Origin of the sequence: Priestia sp. Y58 (assembly GCF_029522095.1) — a bacterium.
GTDB lineage: Bacteria > Bacillota > Bacilli > Bacillales > Bacillaceae_H > Priestia > Priestia megaterium_E.
The window spans coordinates 382,549-406,218 of record NZ_JAKWFL010000003.1 but is presented as its reverse complement, the minus strand read 5'-3'; the positions used below and the strand labels follow the sequence as shown (position 1 = coordinate 406,218).

Genomic DNA, 23,670 nt, shown 5'->3' with positions numbered 1-23,670 from the left:
TATATAAAAGTGGGAAGATAATAGTACCTTCCCACTTTTACCATCTTGTTTTTATTCAGTCGCGTGCTTTCACTAGCAGCGCTTCTTCTTCTTTTTCTTTTTTTCTTAACGCAATAAGCGTGATAAATTCATAGACAATGTTAGCGGCCGCTGCTGCTGTAATTTGCCCATGGTCATAAGCTGGCAGTACTTCTACTAAATCAAAACCGACAAAATCAATATTTGTTAAGCCTCGAACAAATTGAAGCGCATCGTCAATACTTGCACCTGAGACTTCAGGTGTTCCCGTTCCCGGCGCGTAAACTGGATCTAAAAAGTCGATGTCAAACGAAAGAAACACGGGTCCTTCCCCTACACGCTCATGAATAATGTCTAGCATTCTTTCAACGCCAAATTTTTTATATTCATTTGTCGTATACAGAGCTAAACCTAAGTTCTTTGCATCCTCTAAATCTTCAATACCGTATAGACCGCCTCGCATACCGATTTGAATCGAGCGCGACACATCGATTAACCCTTCTTCAATTGCTCGTCTGAATACGGTACCGTGATTGTATTTTTGTTCAAAATAACTATCCCACGTATCAGAATGAGCATCAAACTGCAAAAGCGCTACGGGTCCGTGCTTTTTCGCGATGGCACGAAGCTCACCAAGCGTCATCGAATGATCACCGCCTAGTGAAATAGGAATAATACCTTCATTCACAACCGGTGCTAGCCCTTCTTCAATTTTTTTATATGTTTCTAAAATATATCCGGGAACCACTGATAAATCGCCGTAGTCCACGCCTGAAATGTAATCAAAAATATTAATCTTTTGTTCTGGGTTGTACGGGCGAAGCAAAATGGAGAAATCTCGAATAGCTTCCGGTCCAAAGCGTGCTCCTGTTCTAAAAGATTGCCCTGAATCGAATGGAATACCCGTCACAATAAAATCCATCTCTGAATTTACTTGTTCTACGTACGGAAGTCTCATAAACGTCCGAGGTCCGCAAAAACGCGGAGATTCAAATGAATTTTTCGGCTGATATTTTGGCATGATTTGTTCCTCCTAATGAGTTTCATTCATTAGCGCCATATCATCATTTTAGATACTGACGCTTTTTATTTAGATACTTTTTATTAATGCAAAATGTATGCCAATTTTTATCGCCTTATTTCATGCAATTATGTACGATTTTTAATTCATAATAGAATCAAAACAAAAAAACCGATTCATTATTGAATCAGTTAATTCATTTTGAATTAAATTTTTCTTATTTAATATTGTACTTTCGTAAACGTCTTACAACCGTAGGCTGACTGATTCCTAATGCATCTGCCATTTCATACGTCGTTTGACACTGGCGATAAGCACGAATCAGCCAATTTTTCTCCACTTCTGCAAGTGCTTGCTGAAGCGTCATTCCCTGAGAGGTTAACGTATCAAGGGCCTCCCATTCTTCTTTTTCACTTCGGGTATTTTCTGAATAAAACGGGAGGTCTTGAGGCGATATGATGTTTTCATCCGTTGTTAATACAAGACGTTCAATTGTATTTTCAAGCTCGCGCACATTTCCAGGCCACTGATGTTCAACTAATTGATTTAATGCTTCTGCATGAAAAAATTTCTTCATGTTATATTTTTCATTTTGTTTATGTAACACGTGATAAAGCAGAGCCGTGACGTCTTCTTTTCGCTCGCGAAGCGGAGGAATGGTGATTGGAATAACGTGTAAACGATAAAATAAATCTTCTCGAAACGTTCCTTTTCTGACCATTTCTTCAAGCGGCTGATTTGTGGCTACAATAAGCCTGAAGTTTACGTGTTTGACGCGTTCACTGCCAATTTTGGTGATTGTTTTTTCTTGCAGCACCTTTAATAGCTTCACTTGCATATCAAGGGGAAGTTCCCCTATTTCATCTAAAAAAAGCGTGCCGTTATGTGCTAATTCAAACTTTCCTATTTTCCCTTTTGTACTTGCACCTGTAAAAGAGCCTGCTTCGTATCCAAATATTTCAGATTCAAACAAACTAGACGGAATGGCTCCGCAGTTGATTTCAATAAACGGCTCTTTTTTTCGTTCACTTCCATAGTGTAAAGCACGGGCAAAAGCCGTTTTACCAACACCCGATTCACCTAGCAGCACAACCGTTGCATCGCTGTCTGCCACGCGATTAATAATAGACCATACTTTTTTCATCGATTCACTTCGTATGACCATATCATTTGACTGCTGTTCCCGAAGCTCTTCCACTTCTAGCTGATATGTTTTCATTTTCACTTCGAGCTGCTGATAATCTTCTTTTAAGCGCTGAAGCTCTGTTAAATCATGTGAAAAGCTGATTACTCTTTTCATACACCGATATTCATCATACACGGGAATACCGGTTGCCATTACAACTTTACCCGTTTCTGTTTTTTGCATCAGCTGTACTTCTTTCTTTTTCTTTAACACTTCAATCGTAACAGAAGGTGAAAATATCCCGCGGTCTTGCAATTCGTATACGGTTTGTCCCACTAACTCTGACACGTCATACCCGTATATATCACGGCAGTTTTGACTCGCTCGTAAAATACACCCTTTTTCATCAGTGATGACGATATTGTCGTTAGAAGCATGCAAAATAGCTTCAAGCTCTCGTTCAATCATTCTTATTCATTCCTCCTTTTTACTTAATCTGATTTTTCTAACATTTATATCTTTTATTTTATCAGTAAACTCGCTTATTCAACATAAAAAAGCTCCTTAAATAGGAGCTTTTTGTTCAAGATAGCTGCTTCATTTTTTGTTTAAACAGAGCTACTTTTATCATAAAATAAGTGATATTTTCAGGTAATTCTTCTTTGATTGGCTTTAACTTTTCATCGCCCACTGAGGAAGCAGCTTCTAAAATAAGCTGTTCGTCTTCATCCGAAAGAAAAGGTGACCAGTCAATTTCTTTTTCTTCTTCGGCGCATTTAAACAAATGATTTTCAATGGTAATGCGGCTCAATTCACGTTCTGCAGCAATTTCATCTAACGATTTTCCTTGCTGAAATAGCTCATATGTTACTAAATGAGACCCTTCTTTTGATGAAGCTCTTGCTTTTTTCGGAGCAGGCGCTGACACTTCTCGCTTTCGGTCTGGATGTTCTTCACAAAACTGTTTGATTTCAGCTGTGAATCGTTCTCCGTATCGCTCTTGTTTTTGTTCTCCCACTCCTTTTACAGTGGCGAACTGTTCAAGAGTTACCGGAAGTTTTGTACACATATCATGAAGAGTATCGTCTGAGAAAATAACAAAAGGAGGCACGCCGGCTTCGTCTGCCAGCTGCTTTCGAACGGAGCGCAAATAAGCAAACAGCTCGTCGTCTTGGACAATTTGCTTCACTTCCATTTGTTCTTTTCTCATTACTTTTTCCGTACCAAGAAGCACGCCTTTTCCTTTGGCCGCTACGGATAAGGTAGGAAATGACCCTTGTCCTACTAAAATAAACTGCTCTGAAATCAAATACTCAATAAAATCGCTTACTTCTTTAGCCGATCGGTCGCTCATGACGCCGTACGTTTTCAGCTTGTCAAAACCAAAATCAACTACTTTTTTATTTCGAGAGCCCGTTAATACTTGAGCAATCATCATTTTACCAAAGCGTTCGCCCATACGAATCATACAAGATAATACTTTTTGCGTATCAACCGTTACGTCTATTTCCACACGATCATCCGTACAGTTGCTGCAGCGGCCGCACTCATGCACTTCACTTTCTCCAAAATAATGAAGAATATACGCCTGCAAACATCCTTCTGTATGACAGTAGTTCACCATACTTTGCAGCTTTTCAAGATCTTGAATTTGCTTTTTAGGATTCGACGTTGACTGTTCAATTAAAAAGCGCTGCACGCGAATATCCTGAGGTGAATAAAGCACGATACACTCACTTGGCAGTCCGTCACGACCAGCACGGCCCGCTTCTTGATAATAGCTTTCCATATTTTTCGGAAGCTGATAGTGAAGAACAAAGCGAATATTTGATTTGTCAATCCCCATTCCGAAGGCAGAGGTAGCCACCATCACCTGCACATCATCTTGCAGAAAGCGGTTCTGCTCTTCATCACGGCTGTTCCCATTCATACCAGCATGGTATTTTGATACGTTAACTCCTGACTTTTGCAATCTAGCATGAAGCTCTTCAACATCTTTACGCGTAGCGGCATAGATGATTCCTGCTTCTTGGTCATTTTTACGGATATACTGCTCGATATAGCTGATTCGATCCTGACCTTTTACCACAGCGAACGATAAATTTTCACGTTCAAACCCCGTCATCACCGTGTACTCTTCGTTAATATGAAGAGCTCGGCAAATATCTTCACGCACTTGAGGCGTCGCCGTCGCCGTCAGCCCCATCACAATCGGAGCGTTAGACAGCTTGCTGATCAGTTCATTGATGCGTAAGTAACTCGGTCTGAAATCATGGCCCCACTGTGAAATACAGTGCGCTTCATCTACCGCTACAAGCGGAATAGGAAGCATTTGAAGCTGTTCTAAAAATTGCGGAGACTCCAGTCGTTCCGGCGCTACATAAAGCAGCTTATATTCCCCAAGCGCGACTTCTTCTAAGCGCTGCTGCACCTCCGTGTGTGTCAGCGAGCTGTTAATATACGTAGCCGGAATACCAGCTGCATTCAGCGTATCCACTTGGTCTTTCATCAAAGAAATCAACGGAGAAATCACCAGTGTTGTACCTTCTAGTAATAATGAAGGAATTTGATAACAAAGCGATTTCCCTCCTCCTGTTGGCATAATACAAGCGGTATTGTGCCCTTCTAAAACATAACGAATCGACTCTTCCTGTCCTTTTCGAAATGAATCATAGCCAAAATAGGACTGTAAATGTGTTAAAGCTTGTTCAAATTGCAAAATAGCGTCCTCCTTTAATAAGTAGAAATAGTCGTTGAGGGATCCATTGGAAAGAATTGAGACGTAGAGTTTTATTTTATCAAATCTTATAGGAAGTTGCACAGAATTCGTTGATTTAAGGTTATAGCAAAAATGATAAGCGAAAAGCCCTCAATTTATAACTCTCTTTCCTATTACAAACAGTCTTTTTATGTATGTCAGGACTCCTTTCCTAAAAATCTTTCCCCATTCCATTCTTTTTTCCTGTATACTTAAGAATAGGAAAGAGGTGCTTATCACGAGACATCCTGTAGAAACGATTTATTATTTAGAAAATCCACAGCGTAATATTTCAACATATGCTTCGACAACACAGTTAACGGTTGAGTCTGTTGTGAAAGATGTGTTTGGTGTTGCTTGCGTAGCAGATATTAAAATTATGCTCCAATATAATAAAGAATTCCGCAAAAGTATTAGTCAATTACACAATGCAATAGACGATGATCTTACGTTAGAAATGGTTTTTCGAGTTGCTTCAAAAGAAGATTTGCTTCGATTTAAAAAAAGTTTACTTGAAAGTAGCTTAGATGACGCAGAAACGTCAATAGACTGTCCATTCAGTGCAACCATTCAATTACAAGATGGTCGATATACATGGAACGAGTCTACTTCTGTTTATGAAAAACAAAAAGAACGTCTTTCATCTTAAATTTCTCTATTTTTATGTATGCAAAAAGCCTGGATCTTAGCTGTTTAAGATCTAGGCTTTTTGCAGTTTGCACTGTATCTTAAAAGGTCAAAAAAACGATGCAGGAAAAAGGCTAACTAAAGGTTCTTCCTGCTTATCCTTCACCAGATTTCCCTTAAAAATAAAAGCACTTTTCCCTCTTTTTCTATGTTAGACTTTTTAACTCAATTTCATGAAATAGGTTTTATCTCTTCCAATAACGTGTATACACAAAACAAGGAGATAAGTTACTTAAACTTCTCTTCATTACTCAACGGATTCGAGAAAGTTGTCTATCATACAAGGAGGTTTTTTGAAATGGTAAATGTAAAAGTAGTTGAAAATGGCGTACAGGCAAAAGATACAATCGAACAATTTTTGCGTGAAGGATTTACAAAAGACGAAGTTTATTTACTTGCACACCATCAAGATCGCTCCGAGGATTTAACAGCTGCAACAAATACAAACAATATCGGTCTTTCTGAACAAGGTGTTTTTGATGCGATTGCGAATGTGTTTCGTTCTCGAGGAGACGAGCTTCGTGCCAAAATGCGTTCATTAGGATTATCACAGCCGGAAGCTGAACGCTATGAAGAAGAATTAGATCACGGTAAAGTAATCGTCGTTGCATCAAAAGTTGCTTAATCTAAAAGCCCTACAGCAGGGCTTTTTTATTTTTGTCTTCCTCCCTCCTTACCCTTTCATTAAAGAAGTCATCCCTACATATGATTATGAAGATAAGAGTTACTGTGAGGAGTGATATATTTGATTATAGGAATTGAGTACACAAAACGTGTAAAAAATGGATTAGTCGTTAAAAATATTCCTTACAAGATACACGATAAACCTTGTGATGAAGGCTGCTGTAAAAATGATAAAACGATAGGCGTCAGAGACAAATTAAGGGTTAATTGGCTGTTGAATGTTTTTATGCCTAGCAAAAATATAACGGTATTTAATTATAAATATTGGTCAGAGGAATTAACTTCTTTATGGAGAGAGCATCGGAGAAAAACGATATAACACACCCGATAAAAAATCTCCTTGATGAGCAAGGAGATTTTTTTCTATTTACTTCATTTTCTGGCCCCGACGTATTTATTACGCATTGCCACAATTTTTATACCTTTAGATGTGGTGACAGTAAATGTACTATCATCATTATAAATGGCTGCGTGAGATGCTTTTCCTTCCACTCATCATAATCAATTTTATATGTAACATTTCTTAGCTGTGTTTATCCTTTTCTGCTGAAGGCAATAATGAAGAAGCATAAACTATATAAAGGGTGAAAAGTTATGATTAACGTCATTGAGACACTACTTGATTATATAAAGAACTCTTCTACAGATGATTCGCCCCCTCCCCCACATATTGGTGAGGCTATGGGATGCTGGTTATATTTCACTGCTTTAGCGGAAGAAGTACCCGCCTTAGAAACCTGTCTTAATACAACAACCAACAGTGAACTGCTTAAGCTTATTCAAGACTCAAAAAACCTGGCTGAATCTCAGATTGATACCCTGAAAAAATTAATGGTTAAAGAAGGAATTCTACTTCCTGAAATACCGGCTACCAAGCCGAAATCCGACCCTAACAGCATTCCATTAGGAGCAAAAGCAACGGATTCTGAAATCGCTAACTTAATATCTGTAAAGGTTGCCTCTAATATCGTCATGTGCAGCACGAATATGGGACAGTCTATTAGAACCGATATTGGATTAATGTGGCTAAAATTCCACACTGAAAAGGTCATATTAGGATCAAAAGTGAAAAGTCTGATGCAGCAAAAAGGCTGGCTTAAAATTCCACCTTATTATTATTCACCTGGAGCACCTCATAACTAATTGAAGTGTTTTAAGGTAAGCAGCATAGATAACCTTATATCTAACACATTTAACGAGGTGCTTGAATATGGATTTCCCTACAATTCATACAAATTTTTGGGACGCAGTCATTGGTGTTCCTGTCGTATTAATCGTGACGCAGCTGATCAAATGGCTTTTCCATCCTAAAAAGCAATATGTTCCGACTATTGCTTTAGCTGTTGGCGTGCTTTTTTCAGTATTTATCAGTCACCCTCATCATATTATTGCCGGATTGTTTATGGGATATTTTTATGGATACGCTGCAATTGGCAGCTATGCCGGTCTTAAAACAACGTGGAGAACGATTAGAAAAGATACGTCTCCTTATTCATCAGACTAAAAACCAGCGAAATATTTCGCTGGTTTTTAGTCTTCACTACTTATTTCTTCTGCTCCTAGCTCTTTAGCTAAGTGAACAACCGATTGATTGATTTTCCATACGTAATAAATGTTATGCAGCAGCTGAAGATGCTGTAAATTTCTTGATTGGACGGACGTATCAAAATAATCTAAAGATTGTTCAATTTTTTGTCTGACATCTTCAACCGTGTATACATACGTTCCTCTTTCTCCTCGTAGGGCTTTTTCAAGCTGAGTGAAGTTGTTTGTCACTTTCTCTTCCACTTCCTTTACTACGCCATGAAATTCTGCTTCCTTATAAAAAGCCTCGTTTCTAGTAGAAGAAGCTACCAAATGCTTGGCGTAATAATTAATGGCGGTAAAAACGGTCAAAAATTGCTGAAGACGTGAACGGCCAACGAAACCTTTGATAATAGGATCTGAATCAACATGAAGTTGTTTTAGCTTTTTTTCTAATTCCATTCCTTTATCAGCTAAATTGGCAAACGCATACTGCTTCGTAAAGCGATGCAAATAAGTGTGAACAAATTCTTTTAAAGCCGCTACGTATTCTACTGAGGTGTCGGTTATTTTATCTCTTGTTCTTTTAGGGAACACAAGAGCAGATACGGCTAAACCAATTCCAACTCCTACAACTGTATCTAATACGCGAGCTAGTAATAAACTCTCTGAAATCCCCCCAAGAAGCATGTCATACATAAAGGCCAGCATCATCGTAATCCAAAAGCTCATAAACGAATACGTAATAGGAAAGAAATAAAAAGCCATAAACACACAGATAAAAAGCAGCGTTATTTCAAGTATCCCGGGTGAGACAAAGCTTGCGACAACAAAGCCAACAGCTGCTCCTAAAAGCGTCCCTACGCTTCGCTGCACAGCTTTTACAAACGTACTTCCTATCGTTTCTGTACCAAGAAGCACTAAATAGCCTGCTAACAGCGCCCAATATTGATGCGATGGAGATAAAAAAGAGCCAAATATTAATGTCGCAACAGCAGTGATGACCGCTTGAATAGACTTTTTCGTAGATGGTTTTAATCCCTTTTCTTCATCATTGTCCTCTTCGTCTTCTTTTTCTTCCGCTTCTTTTTGAGGCTGTTTTTCTTGCTTCACAATTGCTTGCTGCAGCTCATAGGCTTCATCAATCACGTGATTTGATATCGTTTCGATACGGCGGATTAAGTAAAGCCAGTCTTTATACCTTTTGTCTTGAGGTTCGAGTTCACTTAATTTTTGGCGCAGCTCTTGCAGATGCTGAGCTGCATCTGTTAAAGAATGAGTAGGATTTTCATTTAATACTTCTGCTTCACGAATCGATTCCACTAGCTTTAACAGCAGCTGCTGAATATCAAAATGATTAAATGCCTTTAATTCACTGAGTTTTCGAATTGCCGGGGAATATGTCTGAAGCAGCATAACTGTATCAAATACATAAAGGCGCATTTGTTCAGCTGTTACGCCAGGCCATATGTCGTGAGGATCAGTATTTCCAAGCTCTTCTGATGCTACACGTGCATACTCCGCTAGTTTTTTAATATTGCGGTTGTATTGTTTGATTTGAGATGGTTCAATTCGTTTCTTTTGAATTAACTCAATAATTAAATCAAGCACCAAATTCACTTGAATATGAAATGATTTCATTGAAGACCTCAGCACGTTGGCAGGTCGGTCTTTAAAGATAACAAAATTATAGATAAATGCACAGCAGGCTCCTACTACAACGCCAGCTAACAGCCACGGCAGCTGAGAAAATGTGACGTGTAAAATAGAAGCAAAATAAAACGACATAAATGCTACCATCGACAGAGAAAAATAGCGAATACCAAATTTTTGTAAATAAAAAGACAAAAACACCAACAGAACGAGAAAAATATTTTCTGCTTGTCCATATCGTGATAAAAACGAGCCAATTCCGAGAGAAACGCCGCTGGAAAGCGCTACTAAGCCTGTTGTCACTTTTTTTGCTTTTGTTGTTTCATCATTCACAACCAATATACCCATCAGGCCGATTACACCTGCTAAAATAGAAGCGGTAATTTGTGAGCTTCCCGCTGCTTTTAATACAATCAGCATAATAACAACCGCTGTAATGACGCTGATCGTAGCTTTAGAAGCCGTTTTGAGCCTTTTTCGTCCAGGGTCTGCAGCGACTAAGCGGCTAAACCAATATGAAAAAATAAACACCCTCTCCTTTCGTGCTGTAGAGTTCTTTGTAGAAAGAGTAATATTATTACTTATACCCTTTTTTATTCTTTTCTATCGAATGTAAGCACGTTTTCACACTATAACATTGCGAAGGACTAAAGAGCTAAACAAATGCTTAAAAACACATCTGTTTTCGGTCAGATGTGTTTTTAAGCATTAATCAGTACTTACAGTGTAAGAGAAGAAATTTCCCACCCGTTTGTTAATGGATTTCTCTTTAAAGTAAAGACCACCATTGTCTTTTGAGCCCCTTTATCTTCGTAATAAATAAGGCAATCTACGGCGATTTTCTCTTTTGTTTTATACTTTTTTGCATGAAATAAGTCCGTTTTATAATAAATAGTGGAGATACTATGCAGTTTTGCCCATAGCTTATGCTCTTGCTTCACGCGCAAAACCGGCTGCATCAAAGCATCATCATCTTGCTTTAATCCTGTTAAAAACATATTTACGACTTCTGCCGGCTCAGCTTTTAATGCGTATTCATCAAGCTTTCCTCCTGCTTTTAATACCATTAACTGATGACCTGGATCCACATTTTGAGACTTGTGAGTCGTACTTCCTGCAAAATGAATGCAAAAATGACCGGGGAACCCATTGTCAAGCGCACCGGCTCCGTGAGGCATTCCGTTCATGGAAGCTGCAAGCATTTGACCTTTAAACGGAATGAGAACAGCTCTTCGGTTCCAGCTCCATTTCCCATTATATAAGTGCTTCATTACTTTCGTATCTTGACGTGTAAGCGGCTGAACATCTGCATGGTGTGAGCCTGCTCTTCGCTGCACATAAAAGTAAAAACCGGTTTCTACATCGATAACTTTAAATTTTTTCCCCTTTGGCAGCAAGCTTTCTACACGTTTCCACTTTAATACTTTTCCTGTGTCACTTACCGGAAAGTACGTAAGGTTTTCTTCTGCTTTCATCTTTTGGGGCTGCACAAAAAAACTAATAAGCATAAAGACTAAAATCATTAATTTTGTCATTGTCTACCCTCATTACCTTGTAGTTTCTCTATGTAATATGCGAAAGTACACATACAATTATAAATAGAAATTTTTACACGCTCGCCTCATGGAAAATAATACAAAAAAGAGCTTGTGAATCCTATACATTAAACGGTTCATTTTATTCATACTAACAGGTGAAAGCGAGGTATATGATATGAATTTCACTTGGATGGTTGGACTTTTAATGCTTATTCAACCTCTTTCTGCACAAGACCACCTATCTATTACTCATGACGGTAAACCAATTGAACAGATTGAACGAGACAAAGTGGCCGTGCCTCTTCTTCCTGTCCCTATGGTTGATTATGATCGATACAATCTTCTTCTAAAAGAATTGGATAAAAAAACATATAGAGAGCCCATAAATGCCCGCATTGATAAAAGCGGACAAATTGTTCCTGAGCAAGCGGGTGTCAAACTATATCATAAAGATTTTGCGGAGAAATTTTATACTTATTTTTTTAACGGCGGTACGTCAACATTAGAAATCCCGACGCTTCCTGTTCCGCCTCGCGTAGATAAAGAGCTGCTTGCAACGATTCGAATTAAGCAAATCGGTCATTATCATACGGTATTTAACCCTCATAATAAAAATCGTTCTCACAATATTTCTCTTGCGGCTGAATCATTAGACAGCAGCGTCATATTTCCTGGGGAAGTTTTCTCTTTTAATCAAACCGTCGGAAAAAGAACGGCAGCAAAAGGGTATATGCGTGCCCCAATCATTGTAAAAGGAGAGTATTCTGAAGGAGTTGGAGGAGGAATTTGCCAAGTTTCTTCTACCTTATTTAACGCCGTCGATAACGCTGGCGTAACGATTACGCAGCGTTACTCACACAGCCGCAGTGTTTCCTACGTACCTCCTGGGCGAGATGCTACCGTCAGCTGGTATGGACCTGACTTTCATTTTAAAAATACGTATAGTGATCCTTTGTTGATTCGAGCGCAGGTGCACGGGGGAGTCGTAAGCGTGGCCGTTTACTCTACTGATGCGATTGAATATAAGCCTCGCCGCGTGCCTTGGGCTTCTATTGATCAATTGCCGAAAGAGAAAAAAATTGAATCGCATGTTGATGCTGAACCTGCCGATTAATCATCTCTTCCAGCATTTTATAATGAACATAAAAAAGCCTAAAGGGTATCCTTTAGGCTTTTCAGTGATATAATTAGCAGCCGTAGCCGCCACCATAACCACCGCTATAACAACTACATCCGATAATTACTAATAGAATAAATAATACAACTAATAAAGCGAAACCAGAACCAAATCCACATCCAGCATTAGACATACAAGCACTCCCTTTCAACGTGATTTTCTGTTGCTAAAACAAAGAAGGTTCAAACATGGGGTGTTTCTCATGGATAGCTTATTGTATGTCTGCCTAGACGTTTTGGTTTGCTGTTCTGCTCATTTTTTAAAAATTGGGCTTGTTTTCGTCTTTACAACTCGAAAAATGTAATTCCGTAAAAGTAAAGCTCATTTCCACTCTTCCTTTAAAATCGCGTAATAATATTCATCCCACCATCCTTTTTCAATTGGAATACATTTTTTAAAATACCCTTCTCTTCTCATCCCGATCTTCTCCATAACACGATAAGAAGACGTATTCTCAGGTTGACAAGTAGCAATAATCCGATGCAGTTTCATTGTGTTAAAGCCATAGTCCACTATTGCTTTTGCCGCTTCTGAAGCATATCCTTTCTGATGATAAAGAGAATTAAATACCCAGCCAATTTCATAAGTATGGTCCCCAAAATAGTTAAAAAAGACGATATGACCAATTAGGATTTTTTCGTTTTTTAATACAACTGGAAAATTTTTAACACTTTCTTTCATATTTTCATTTACAAATTTCTTCGCATCATCCTTACTAAAAACACCTTCTGGTATGTACTTCATGACATTAGCATCAGATGTATATGTGTAGACATCTTGCCAATCTTCATATTTAAATTTGCGTATTAGTAGTCTGTCAGTCTCAATGTTCATGTGGTTCTCCCCTATCTCAAAGCTATCTTTCTATACGCTTGTTTCGATAGTGAAGATATAAAAACCTCTTTGCACCAAGTTACTATTGCTTTTGCTGACGCTTTTTTAAAACAAGATAAAGTGACTCTACGAAAAAGAAAAACAAAAGAGAAAAAAGGACAAATAATTCGGCCACTTCCATTACACGAAACGGGCTTAAAGCATTGTATAGTGCCTGCAGTACGTTCGTTCCTTGAAAAAGATCAATTCCTACAGAAAGAGCGATCACAGATCCAAATAGCAACAGGCTAACTCCAATAATCTTCATTATTTTCTCTCCTCACCTAATCATTACTTACCTCATAGGGTCGTCATTTTCATTTGCCGTCATGCAAAAGATATTTTGTTAAAAATTACATAATTATACGATTTTTGGTCAAATTAATAAAAACTATAGTAAGGGTGTTTTCATTTATGCCTTCGTTCTTTAAAAATCAAAAGTCTAAAAATAAACTTCAACCTCAGGCAGATCAAACGAACAACGAACAAACAGCTTCTTCTCTTAAGAATCTGCTGTCTGAGAACCTTACCCTCATTAAAGAGAAAACTGGAAACAGCTCAGATATTGTGATTCGCCATTTTAAACTAGGCGTCAATAACAGCTTGGCTGCTGCTATCGTCTACATAGAAGGGATTGTAGATAATCAAGCTATTCAAGATTACTTACTGCAGTCTCTTATGAAAGATAATCAAAAAAATGACCTAAACGATCAAAATGCATTAGAGTTAATTTCCGAAGACATCGTAACAATTGGCAACGTATCGTTTGCAGACAACTGGAATGATTTACTTTCTTCTTTGATGTCAGGAGACAGCCTTCTTATTGTCGATGGCATAAACCGCGTACTAAGCGTGAGTACACAAGGCGGTGAAAAGCGTGCCATTGCAGAATCTACTACACAAATGGTAGTTCGAGGACCAAAAGGTGCCTTTACTGAGTCTATCGGCACAAACTTAGCCATGGTGCGCCGAATTATTAAAACACCTGACTTATGGCTAGAGTCGATGAAGATTGGCCGGGTAACTAAAACGGATGTCACTATTATGTATATTCATGGCATCGCAAACGATAAAGTCGTAAAAGAAATTCGAAAGCGATTAAAAAACATTGATATTGATAGTATTTTGGAATCAGGTTATGTTGAGCAGCTAATTGAAGATCAAACGGTCACTCCTTTTCCAACTATTTATAATACAGAAAGACCCGATGTGGTGGCGGGTAACCTTTTGGAAGGAAGAATTGCTATTTTTGTGGACGGAACTCCTTTTGTACTTATTGCTCCAGCATTGTTCATTCAATTTTTCCAATCGGCTGAAGATTACTACGCACGCTTTGATATTGCCACATCCATTCGTCTTTTACGGGTGTTTATGTTTATGATTTCACTTATCGCTCCTGCTACGTATGTGGCGGTTACGACATTTCATCAAGAGATGGTACCTACAACGCTTATCGTAGCTCTTGCGGCACAGCGAGAATCCGTTCCATTTCCCGCGTTCGTGGAAGCTTTTTTTATGGAAGTCACCTTTGAAATTTTGCGTGAAGCAGGGATTCGTTTACCAAAAGCTATCGGCTCTGCTGTATCGATCGTCGGAGCTCTTGTTATTGGGCAAGCAGCGGTTCAAGCAGGGATCGTCTCACCAGCTATGGTTATTATTGTATCGATTACAGCGATTGCTAGCTTTGCCACACCGTCTTTCGATATGGCTATTTCAGCGCGTTTAATTCGTTTTTTATTTATTCTAGGCGCGGCTACGTTCGGTTTCTATGGCATTATCCTTATTCTTTTAATGGGAGTTGGACATCTGTGCAGCTTACGTTCATTTGGTGTTCCTTATATGACGCCATTAGCACCGTTTATTCTTGCTAATAATGAAGATACATTGCTGCGGTTACCTTGGTGGACGATGAGAAGAAGACCTAAATTAATTAGTGATAACAAAGTTCGTCAAAGCAAACATCAAAAGCCTGAGCCTCCTTCTTCAAGAGGCATGATTAACCAGGAAATGGAAGAAGATGATCAAAATGAAACGTAAAAGTTTATTTTTACTGTTAATGACCATAATGATGGTATTGCTTACTAGCTGCTGGAGTAAAAAAGAGTTAACGGATCTTGCACTTGTATCGGCAATGGGCATTGATAAAACGAAAGATGGGCGGTATGAGCTTACCTTTCAAATTATTAACCCGGGAAATGTAGCTGGTTTACAAGGGGGCGGCGGTACCCAAAGTCCGCCTGTTACGATCTATTCTGCTTCCGGTGATAATTTAGTTGAAGCAAGCAGACGCGCTTCAGCTAGAATTTCCCGAAGACTTTATTATGCCCATACCAACTTAGTCGTGATCGGAGAAAAACTAGCGCGTGAAGAAGGAATTAACATTCTTATTGATTCTATTGACCGCGATCCTGAGTTTCGAATTACGACTTCCTTAGTAATAGCAAACCAGTCAAGTGCTGCTGATTTGGTAAAAGCACTAACGCCTGTCGATAAAATTCCAGCAAACAAAATTATGAAAACACTGGAGTTCACTCAAAGAAAATGGGGAGAAAATCTAAAGGTTTCCTTTCAAGAAGTGATGAGATCTCTCGAATCTCCCGGAGGAGAAGCACTAGTCTCGGGTTTTCGTTTAATTGGAAATCCTCAACAAGCAGAAAAATTAGATAACCTCCAGCAAAGCGCACCAGAAGCTACCCTTCGTGCTTCTGGCATTGCTGTTTTTAAAAATGGAAAGTTGATCGACTGGCTGTACAATAGTCCAGCCAGAGGCAGCGTTTGGATTCTTGATAAAATACAAGGAACCGATATTAATGTAGACTGGAAAGGAAAAAAAGAAGCGCTTGCCTATCAAACAGTTCGTCAAAAAACGGATGTATCTGTAAAAATGATCGAAGGAAAACCTTATGCGTCCGTTCACACTCGCGTAGAAGGTGATCTTGGAGAAGTGGAGGTCCCTGTTGATACACGTCAACCTGCTCTAATTAAAAAAATGGAAAAAGCTGCAGGTAAAGAAATAAAAAAAGAATTACAAATAGCTATTAAACAAGCTCAGACAGACAAAGTTGACATTTTTGGGTTTGGAGAAGCGCTGGAACGCACGCGCCCCAATCAGTGGGAGAAACTCAAAGCAGAATGGGATGATGTTTACTTTCCAAAATTGAATGTAGACGTTACAGTAGAAGCTTACATTCGCCGAACAGGTCTGCGCAATAAATCATTTCTTTCTAGCGTAAAAGAAAAACAACACTAAGATAAGGAGGTTCTGGCTATATGGAAAAAGCAAAAATTAGCGCCACTCAATTATTTATTCTCATGGTTTTATTTGAACTGGGAAGCGCCCTATTAGTCCCTCTTGCAATGGGAGCGAAACAAGATGCGTGGCTAGCTATTTTAATTGGAATGCTGTGCAGCTTTTTTTTCTTCTTAATCTATCATAAGCTCTATTCCTACTATCCGGACCTCCTGCCTACAGAGTATATGCAGAAAATTTTAGGTAAAGTACTGGGAACACTTCTTGCCTTCATATATATTGTGTATTTTTTATACGATGCATCGCGAGTTCTAAGAGATTTCGGAGAGATGCTTCTTACTTTTGCCTATCCCGATACCCCTTTATTTATTGCCAATGCTTTATTGATGCTGGTCATTATCTATATAACCCGAAAAGGAATTGAAGCAATAGCGAGGTCAGGAGAACTTCTGTTTATTTTTATGTATTTTCTGGCTATTGCAGGCTTCATCTTAATTATTAGCTCAGGATTAATTGATTTTAAGAACTTACAGCCGGTATTAAAAGAAGGAATACTCCCTGTTGCCAAAGTTGCTTTAACCGAAACGCTGTATTTTCCTTTCACAGAAGCTATTGTATTTACCATGCTTCTACCTTATTTAAGCAACCCCAAAAAAGCAAATGTCACCATGCTATGTGCAACGGGATTAAGCGGAATTAATCTAATTATTACGATGATCATTAACATTAGCGTACTTGGAGTTGATTTGACAACAAGATCTCAGTTCCCTCTTCTTAGTACTGTTCAAACGATCCAAGTAGCTGATTTTTTAGAGCGTCTAGATGTATTTTTTATGTTTGCTATGGTTATTGGGATTTATTTTAAAGTTAGCATCTTGTTTTATGCTTCTATAATAGGTACAGCTACTTTATTTAAAATTAAATCTCCTTCACGTCTAGCTTATCCTTTAGGCATCATTGTGTTATTTTTGTCGATTACAATCGCTAGTAATTTTCAAGAGCATCTTTATGAAGGATTACACGTAGCGAGATTTCTTTTACATATGCCTCTTTTTGCTATCGTACCTATGCTGCTTTTGATTATCGCCTTTTTGAAAAATAGGAAGAAGCAGCACAGATAGTATATCTCTAATAAATAGAAAAAATAGCTTTAAAATTATCGAGGTGATGTTCGTGTATATATGGTTTTATGATCATTTTGTTAATACCATCTTATTTCCGCTTACTTGTATCATGCTAGTGTGCGTATCATTAGGACTGTATGCATATTTTAAGCTGAAAAAAATAAAAAATTGATACTAGATGGCTATTTCTCTCATTCAAAACATGAAAGATACAATGAGATAAAAAGCAACTGTTATTCCTGCTGCAATTAAAGCTGGCTTTAATTTATATTTGGCATATTCAATAACAGATAAATCTAATATTTTGGCGATGGTATTCGTATCGTCGCTTAAAGGTGAAGAAAATGCTCCAAATGAACCGCTTGCAAATACTGCACCGATAATCAACGGCAAAGAAAGATCTGCAGAACTTGCAAGCGATACACCAAGCGGCATTAAAATCCCCCACGTCCCCCAAGCAGACCCGATAAAGTAAGAAATAGCAGCTCCAAACACAAACATAAAAGGAGTGACAAACATTTGGGGAATCCACTTAGAATGTACCGTCACGAAATTCGAAAAACCCAAGTCTTCTGTAACAGCGGATAATCCCCATACTACCGATAACAGCAGAATAACGGACATTAAATCATTGCCTCCTGTGATAAAACCATTAAGCAAATTCTGTAATGTAAAGCGCTGAAACAAGAAAAAAATGAAGGTAATTAACGTAGTCATAATTAAAGCTACTACCATCGCTTCTAGCACGTCTGCTTTAATAAATGCTTCAAAAAAGGTGTGACTCTTGTGATGTCCACTCCACCATGTTAAAAGTAAGGTAAGTGAAATCACAATAAGTAAAGGTAGTAACAGATTCCAAGGCTTAGAAGGCAAATCCTTCGATACGCAAGGATGACAATCATGCCAATCTTTTTCGTCTTCTTCCTCGAGCTTCATAGGAGCCGTAGATGTTGAATGATGAAAAAAGCTGAAATAAATCCCTACTAAAATAATCACAATCGAAAAGAAGTTATAAGGAATGCTTTGAATAAACAAAGAATAAGCGTCTTGTTTTATGCCTTGATGATCAATCGCCATTTGAATGATTGAGACCATATATCCTACAAATGCCGTTGCCACAGGAATTAAGACGATAACAGGAGTAGCAGTTGTTTCAATAACAAATCCTAGCTCTGCTGTCGTCATTTTCACTTTTTTCAGCAGTGCTCTCATGATGGGCGCGATCGTAACAAAACGAAATGTGGGAGCACTGAATGTTCCAATGGTTGAAACATAGGTTAAAATGAGGGCCTTTTTTCTTGTATCAATTCTTTCAGCAGCTGTTTCCACAAAACCTTTAACTCCTCCAGCCATCTTAATCATTCCGATAAGCCCTGAAAACGCGTATAAAAAGACGACGATTTCTATATTACTTTTATTTCTAAGAGCTTGTACAACGTAGTAAAGTAGCTTTTCAACACCTCCGATAATCGAATGATCAATCAAATAAGCGCCTACTAATAATCCTAAAAACAATCCTGGCAGCACTTGTTTCGTGAAAATAGCTATGGGAATAACAATTAAAAACGGTATAATTGAAAACCAACTAGATTCCATAGGACTCTCCCCTATCTTAAAAACCATATTAGATGTCTTCACGTATCGTTCATTAGCTTTTAATGTAACCCCAATATTGTGTGTATATTCACGAAAACAACACGTATAAGCAGTACTGTTTTAATAAAATATTTCTGATTACAAACAGCCCACTAAAACTCTTTATTTCTACAACAAAAAAGCAGTTTGCACATGCAAACTGCTTTTGAAAAGAAGCGGAAGACGAGGTTCGAACTCGCGACCCCCACCTTGGCAAGGTGGTGTTCTACCACTGAACTACTTCCGCGCATATATGAAAGTAAAGATGCGGGTGAAGGGACTTGAACCCCCACGTCATAAGACACTAGATCCTAAGTCTAGCGCGTCTGCCAATTCCGCCACACCCGCGTGTGAATTAAAAGATAACTCCAAAATGGCAGGGGCAGTAGGAATCGAACCCACACTGACGGTTTTGGAGACCGTAGTTCTACCTTTAAACTATGCCCCTAGAAATGATTTCTTCAAAAGAACCTCGTTTATTAACGACGCTATATTATAGTAAAACATATATGTAATTTCGTCAATAGGTCTTTTGATGAATCATAACTAGTACTAGCGGCTTCAAAAAAACTGTGAGGCATATCACAGCTTTTTACACATTCCCTTCCCCAGCTGCAGTCTTTTTTAATCTCCGCTATTTGTTTTTAGAGACTCTGCTGTAACACAGTACTATACAAAATGTCTCCAAAATCTTGTAAGAACCGAAAGAATATGTAGAATTGCAGATTTTACAGGAGGCACGTTTTTTTGAGAATCCGTATTAAAATCCACAGGTTCTCCCTCATTTCCTACAAGCATACTGTGAGAAATTTTGGTTTCAATAGCTCCTGTTAACTCGGCTGCAAATTCTTCACTATCTATCATAACCATGGATTCAGTGTTTAAAAATGCAGAACGTGAATCTAAGTTAAAAGAACCAACTGCACTTAAACGCTGATCATAAACAATAGATTTCCCGTGAATTGAATAAGGCTTTTGATATTCATAAAGCTTCGAACCAGCTTTTATAACGCGATTCTTTACTCCCAAGTATGCAGAAAAAGCCATAGCATTTGGAGTCGATGTAATAGAATTAGTTAAAATAATTCTTTGTACTTTGGGTTTTACCCGCTTATCTATATACTGTTCCATCTCTTTTGTTGGTACGATATAAGGACTTTGAACGACAATGGATTTTTCAGCTTGTTGGGAAAGCTTAATAAATGTTTTCCATATAAAAGGGCTTTTATTAATTCTTTGAATAGGATTTGTAATAAAAGAAACCTTTCTTGTAGGCATCGTTGATTCTCTCCATATAATATAAGGATGGACAAAAGGTTCGTTTGCTTTTTTGGCCTCTTCGTATTGATCTATCAACAATTTTTTTCCTGAAAGACCGCGAAATTGTTTAGTTTTCTTGAGCTTTGGAAAAGCTTTGCGTGTATACGGATGATTCCATAATTTCTTTATATACTTCTCCATTGAGAGAATAACACTATGACTTTCTTGCTTTGTGTTATAAATCAGCACATCACGGTCATAGACAAAATTTTTATCTGGTTGACTGGCCAAGTATTTATCTCCAATGTTTCGTCCTCCAATAATACCTAATTGGCCATCGACTACTATTATTTTATCGTGAAGACGATTATGCCATGTCCAAGGTTTAAAAATAGTAAAGGGCTCATAGTACTTTAATTCAATATTATTGTGGAAAGCTAGAGCATAAAGAACATTTTTTCTCTTACCTTTTAACCCATGAGAGATCCCATCTAACAGCACGCGAATACGTATACCTCGATCCGCAGCTTCGAATAAAGCGCCCATAAGTAAATCCGAAGAACGACCTTTACCGATGGAAAAATACGCAATATCGATTGTATGCCTCGCTTCTTGAATCATCTGCATCCGAACAAGCCCTGAAAAATAACCATTTTCCAAAAGCATAACTCGGTCTGTGGATTCTTTCTTCCCGTAAAAATTCTCAGTATTCATTACTTTTAAGTCTTTTCCCTTGTGCAAAGGGACATAAAACAGTACCACTGCAGTTACGAATACATATATGAAGTACAATACGACAATCATTATTAGTATGTTTATTAGCATGTTTCCTGTCACAATCCCTTTCCATTCTTATCGTTCTGTTTTTATTAGGATTCTTACTTTTTTAACTTCTATACCTTTTAAAATAAGAATGGAATGATGGATTATTTGTTACACTACTGTTGATTTCCGTGCAAGTCTTCGCCTTTCCTTCCATACAACAGCTAGAAGCAATTATATACACGAAACCTACGTTCACACTACCAGTAAAAAAAGCAGAAGTTCATTATCTTCTGCTTTTACAATTTATACTCACTATTGTGAACCTGCCTAAGTAAAACAGCGGCTCTTTTATTGATTAAGGTCGTTCTCCATATCTTTTATATCTTGCTGAAACTCTGTTAAACGCTGACGCTGTGTTTCAGAAGCATTTTCAAGCGCGTTTTCAATTTGCTGAGAGGCTTCATTCACTTCACCTATCGCTTGCTTCGCTTCATGTCCATACGATGCATCATTTTTAGCTTCATTTGCCTGTTCATATGCATCTACTGCTTCTTTATGCCCCTGCTGTGCTGCTTGAAACGATTGTTGTTTATCTTTGTTATATGGGAATTTTTTCATCATAGTGCTCCTTTCCATTTGTTTACTCTATAGTGTGGCATTTTTCCACTTATTCATACGACGTTTCAATAGGTTGAAGCTGCGTAAATATTCCGCGTAACGAATTCCTTTATTATTTAAGAGCGTCCAATGATATCTTTTATCCCTTGAAATACTTTCTATATTTTACATAAATGTATAATCACTTTCTTTAGCGGACATCATACGAGTAGCTTATTTGAACGTCAAAATATATTGGGGTTGACTGCATGCACTTGTTTCTTTCCTTTTTGATCATTTGTGCAGGGATTATATGGATGGAAATAAAAAGATTACCTCAACACTCTCATAAAAAGGAACGGAAAATTTTTATTGTATTCATGACAATCAGTATCATGATCGCTCTTGCAAAAATCTTTCGGCTGCCTCTACCGAACCCTTCTGATTGGGTAGAAGCAATGTTTCAACCTTTAAGTCACTTATTATTCCGTTGGATCACTTAATTAGTGTATATGGCAAAAGGATGTGCTCATTTTGCTTAATGAAATCAATATTTCGGCTACGCAATTTCGCAAGCTAGTAACTTTATATAGCATCGGAAGCACAATTATTGTTGTGCCTGCCGCTATTACGGCTGATGCTCATCAAGATGCCTGGATTGCAGCACTTTTCGGTGTAGCATCAGGAATTGGCTTAGTTTTGCTTTTTACCTCGCTAGGAAAAATGTTTCCAACGCTTACGCTGATGGAAATGAACGAAAAAATTTTAGGCAAACTGCTTGGAAAGATTGTTTCTGCTGTTTTTGTATTATCCAATTTATTTATCAGCAGTCAAGTTCTTTACTATGTAGGAAATTTTCTCACTACACAAATTCTTCCCTACACGCCGCTTACAGCCATCCACATTGCATTTATGGGTGTGGTCATCGTAGGAGTACGCCTAGGAATAGAGGTTATTGCACGAAGTGCCGAGATTTTATTCCCTTGGTTTGTCGGATTATTCGGACTTCTCATTTTATCTATGATCCCTCAAATTAAAATAGAGCATATTCAGCCTGTGTTCGAAATCCATCCAAAAGCTTTTATTCGGGCTGTTTTAACGTTTTTAAGCATGAGTTCTTTGACTTATACGATTTTGCTTATGATTTTTCCTTCCCATACACCAGACATAAAAAAGGCCACTCAATCTTTTTATATAGGGAATATAGCCGGTGGACTAGTGATGGTTACGTTAATCTTACTCGGAATTTTAGTGCTTGGTCCTTATTACTCCCAAATCACCATGTTTCCAAGCTATGAATTAGGAAGAAGAATCGATGTAGGAAACTTTCTTCAAGGAATTGAAGTAGTCATTGCTATTTTGTGGTTTATTACTCTCTTTTTTAAGCTTTGCATTTACTTTTACGCTACTCTTTTGGGGTTTGCCAATGTATTTCACATAAAGGACTACAAGCTATTTTCTTTTCCAGTCGCACTCATCATGATTACACTTTCCCTTATTGTGTATCCAAGCGTTTCTTATCAAAAAGATTGGGATACAAAAACGTGGATTCCCTACAGCTTACTTGTAGGCATCTTATATCCGCTTTTCCTTTTAATTGCAGGATTTATTCAAAACAAAAAGCAGCATTCTTCTAACAGCGACTAAAAAATCAAAAACCTTTAATAGAGAATGCACATTCAGTATAAGGAGTTATTTTTCTGGAAAATATAACATTAATTATTCATGTATAGGAGCTAGTCTATGCTAGGGGTATTGGGGTTACTTATTGTTTGCACGCTCGTCATTTGGTTTGAAGCACCTAACTTACGGCAAAAAAAAGCGAAGAAAGAATTATGGCTATTCTACACAGTTCTTGCAATTGGAATGTCCGTAAGCATCTGTAAAGCACTGGGTTTATATGTTCCAAATCCTTCTGATTTATCAGCTGCTATCTTCAGGCCAATCAGCATATTTTTACTTCATTTATTATCTTAATAC

General features: G+C 38.0%; 22 protein-coding genes and 3 tRNA genes. 11 read left to right on the top strand and 14 right to left on the bottom strand.

The window, feature by feature from the left end; genetic code table 11:
- Positions 1-55: 55 nt before the first annotated feature.
- The 3 genes from speB to recQ form a co-directional block, all read right to left on the bottom strand.
- Positions 56-1,039, bottom strand: a complete 984-nt coding sequence (speB, locus tag MMB68_RS12120) for an agmatinase (RefSeq protein WP_221783064.1) — start codon at positions 1,037-1,039, stop codon at positions 56-58.
- Positions 1,040-1,256: 217 nt separating this feature from the next.
- Positions 1,257-2,633, bottom strand: coding sequence for a sigma-54 interaction domain-containing protein (locus MMB68_RS12115; RefSeq protein WP_221783062.1), 1,377 nt, complete (start codon positions 2,631-2,633; stop codon positions 1,257-1,259).
- A gap of 115 nt (positions 2,634-2,748) precedes the next feature.
- Positions 2,749-4,884 carry a DNA helicase RecQ gene (gene recQ / locus MMB68_RS12110; RefSeq protein WP_277548880.1) on the bottom strand — a complete coding sequence of 712 codons (2,136 nt, stop codon included), beginning with the start codon at positions 4,882-4,884 and terminating at the stop codon, positions 2,749-2,751.
- 268 nt (positions 4,885-5,152) lie between these two features.
- Here recQ and MMB68_RS12105 point away from each other — a divergent pair, with 268 nt between their 5' ends.
- The 5 genes from MMB68_RS12105 to MMB68_RS12085 all read left to right on the top strand — a co-directional run bounded on the left by MMB68_RS12105 (position 5,153) and on the right by MMB68_RS12085 (position 7,798).
- Positions 5,153-5,572: a hypothetical protein gene (locus MMB68_RS12105; RefSeq protein ID WP_221783058.1), complete on the top strand. Its 420-nt coding sequence runs from the start codon at positions 5,153-5,155 to the stop codon at positions 5,570-5,572.
- Between the two features lie 336 nt (positions 5,573-5,908).
- Complete coding sequence (locus MMB68_RS12100; RefSeq protein WP_013056955.1) at positions 5,909-6,235, top strand: YflT domain-containing protein; 327 nt, start codon at positions 5,909-5,911, stop codon at positions 6,233-6,235.
- Between the two features lie 120 nt (positions 6,236-6,355).
- On the top strand, positions 6,356-6,613 hold the full coding sequence (locus MMB68_RS12095; RefSeq protein WP_098432744.1) for a hypothetical protein: 258 nt from the start codon (positions 6,356-6,358) through the stop codon (positions 6,611-6,613).
- A gap of 275 nt (positions 6,614-6,888) precedes the next feature.
- Positions 6,889-7,437 carry a DUF3231 family protein gene (locus tag MMB68_RS12090; RefSeq protein ID WP_097812442.1) on the top strand — a complete coding sequence of 183 codons (549 nt, stop codon included), beginning with the start codon at positions 6,889-6,891 and terminating at the stop codon, positions 7,435-7,437.
- A 67-nt stretch (positions 7,438-7,504) separates the two neighbouring features.
- Positions 7,505-7,798 (top strand): hypothetical protein, encoded by a 294-nt coding sequence (locus MMB68_RS12085; RefSeq protein WP_025752303.1) that lies wholly within the window; start codon positions 7,505-7,507, stop codon positions 7,796-7,798.
- A 26-nt stretch (positions 7,799-7,824) separates the two neighbouring features.
- Here MMB68_RS12085 and MMB68_RS12080 read toward each other — a convergent pair whose 3' ends face one another.
- Positions 7,825-10,002, bottom strand: a complete 2,178-nt coding sequence (locus MMB68_RS12080) for an FUSC family protein (RefSeq protein WP_221783057.1) — start codon at positions 10,000-10,002, stop codon at positions 7,825-7,827.
- A gap of 188 nt (positions 10,003-10,190) precedes the next feature.
- A complete protein-coding gene (locus tag MMB68_RS12075; protein ID WP_221783055.1) occupies positions 10,191-11,006 on the bottom strand; it encodes a hypothetical protein in 816 nt (271 codons plus the stop codon).
- Between the two features lie 178 nt (positions 11,007-11,184).
- Between MMB68_RS12075 and MMB68_RS12070 the strand changes: the two genes are divergently transcribed.
- The gene (locus tag MMB68_RS12070) at positions 11,185-12,123 is read left to right on the top strand and encodes a VanW family protein (RefSeq protein ID WP_221783053.1); all 939 of its coding nucleotides are present in this window, start codon (positions 11,185-11,187) and stop codon (positions 12,121-12,123) included.
- Positions 12,124-12,196: 73 nt separating this feature from the next.
- Here MMB68_RS12070 and MMB68_RS12065 read toward each other — a convergent pair whose 3' ends face one another.
- From MMB68_RS12065 to MMB68_RS12055, 3 genes are all read right to left on the bottom strand, one after another.
- On the bottom strand, positions 12,197-12,319 hold the full coding sequence (locus MMB68_RS12065; RefSeq protein ID WP_013056948.1) for a YjcZ family sporulation protein: 123 nt from the start codon (positions 12,317-12,319) through the stop codon (positions 12,197-12,199).
- 188 nt (positions 12,320-12,507) lie between these two features.
- The gene (locus MMB68_RS12060; RefSeq protein WP_277548879.1) at positions 12,508-13,020 is read right to left on the bottom strand and encodes a GNAT family N-acetyltransferase; all 513 of its coding nucleotides are present in this window, start codon (positions 13,018-13,020) and stop codon (positions 12,508-12,510) included.
- Between the two features lie 82 nt (positions 13,021-13,102).
- The gene (locus MMB68_RS12055; protein WP_221783049.1) at positions 13,103-13,327 is read right to left on the bottom strand and encodes a YczF family membrane protein; all 225 of its coding nucleotides are present in this window, start codon (positions 13,325-13,327) and stop codon (positions 13,103-13,105) included.
- Between the two features lie 146 nt (positions 13,328-13,473).
- Here MMB68_RS12055 and MMB68_RS12050 point away from each other — a divergent pair, with 146 nt between their 5' ends.
- The 3 genes from MMB68_RS12050 to MMB68_RS12040 are packed head-to-tail and all read left to right on the top strand — an operon-like array spanning position 13,474 to position 17,430.
- Positions 13,474-15,096 carry a spore germination protein gene (locus MMB68_RS12050; RefSeq protein WP_221812854.1) on the top strand — a complete coding sequence of 541 codons (1,623 nt, stop codon included), beginning with the start codon at positions 13,474-13,476 and terminating at the stop codon, positions 15,094-15,096.
- Complete coding sequence (locus MMB68_RS12045) at positions 15,086-16,309, top strand: Ger(x)C family spore germination protein (protein WP_221783429.1); 1,224 nt, start codon at positions 15,086-15,088, stop codon at positions 16,307-16,309. The genes MMB68_RS12050 and MMB68_RS12045 overlap by 11 nt, the downstream gene beginning before the upstream one ends.
- A 20-nt stretch (positions 16,310-16,329) precedes the next feature.
- Complete coding sequence (locus tag MMB68_RS12040; RefSeq protein ID WP_221783045.1) at positions 16,330-17,430, top strand: GerAB/ArcD/ProY family transporter; 1,101 nt, start codon at positions 16,330-16,332, stop codon at positions 17,428-17,430.
- Between the two features lie 198 nt (positions 17,431-17,628).
- Here MMB68_RS12040 and MMB68_RS12035 read toward each other — a convergent pair whose 3' ends face one another.
- From MMB68_RS12035 to MMB68_RS12010, 6 genes are all read right to left on the bottom strand, one after another.
- Entirely contained in the window at positions 17,629-19,029 is a 1,401-nt protein-coding gene (locus MMB68_RS12035; RefSeq protein ID WP_277548878.1) for a Na+/H+ antiporter NhaC family protein, read from the bottom strand.
- A gap of 214 nt (positions 19,030-19,243) precedes the next feature.
- Positions 19,244-19,315, bottom strand: a tRNA-Gly gene (locus tag MMB68_RS12030).
- A gap of 19 nt (positions 19,316-19,334) precedes the next feature.
- A tRNA-Leu gene (locus MMB68_RS12025) sits at positions 19,335-19,416 on the bottom strand.
- A gap of 26 nt (positions 19,417-19,442) precedes the next feature.
- Positions 19,443-19,516, bottom strand: a tRNA-Trp gene (locus MMB68_RS12020).
- A gap of 221 nt (positions 19,517-19,737) precedes the next feature.
- A complete protein-coding gene (locus tag MMB68_RS12015; RefSeq protein ID WP_221783428.1) occupies positions 19,738-21,132 on the bottom strand; it encodes a phospholipase D-like domain-containing protein in 1,395 nt (464 codons plus the stop codon).
- Between the two features lie 309 nt (positions 21,133-21,441).
- On the bottom strand, positions 21,442-21,711 hold the full coding sequence (locus MMB68_RS12010; RefSeq protein ID WP_014460213.1) for a hypothetical protein: 270 nt from the start codon (positions 21,709-21,711) through the stop codon (positions 21,442-21,444).
- A gap of 504 nt (positions 21,712-22,215) precedes the next feature.
- Here MMB68_RS12010 and MMB68_RS12005 point away from each other — a divergent pair.
- Entirely contained in the window at positions 22,216-23,337 is a 1,122-nt protein-coding gene (locus MMB68_RS12005) for a GerAB/ArcD/ProY family transporter (RefSeq protein WP_269871279.1), read from the top strand.
- Positions 23,338-23,433: 96 nt separating this feature from the next.
- Positions 23,434-23,667 (top strand): hypothetical protein, encoded by a 234-nt coding sequence (locus MMB68_RS12000; RefSeq protein WP_221783039.1) that lies wholly within the window; start codon positions 23,434-23,436, stop codon positions 23,665-23,667.
- Positions 23,668-23,670 lie beyond the last annotated feature (3 nt).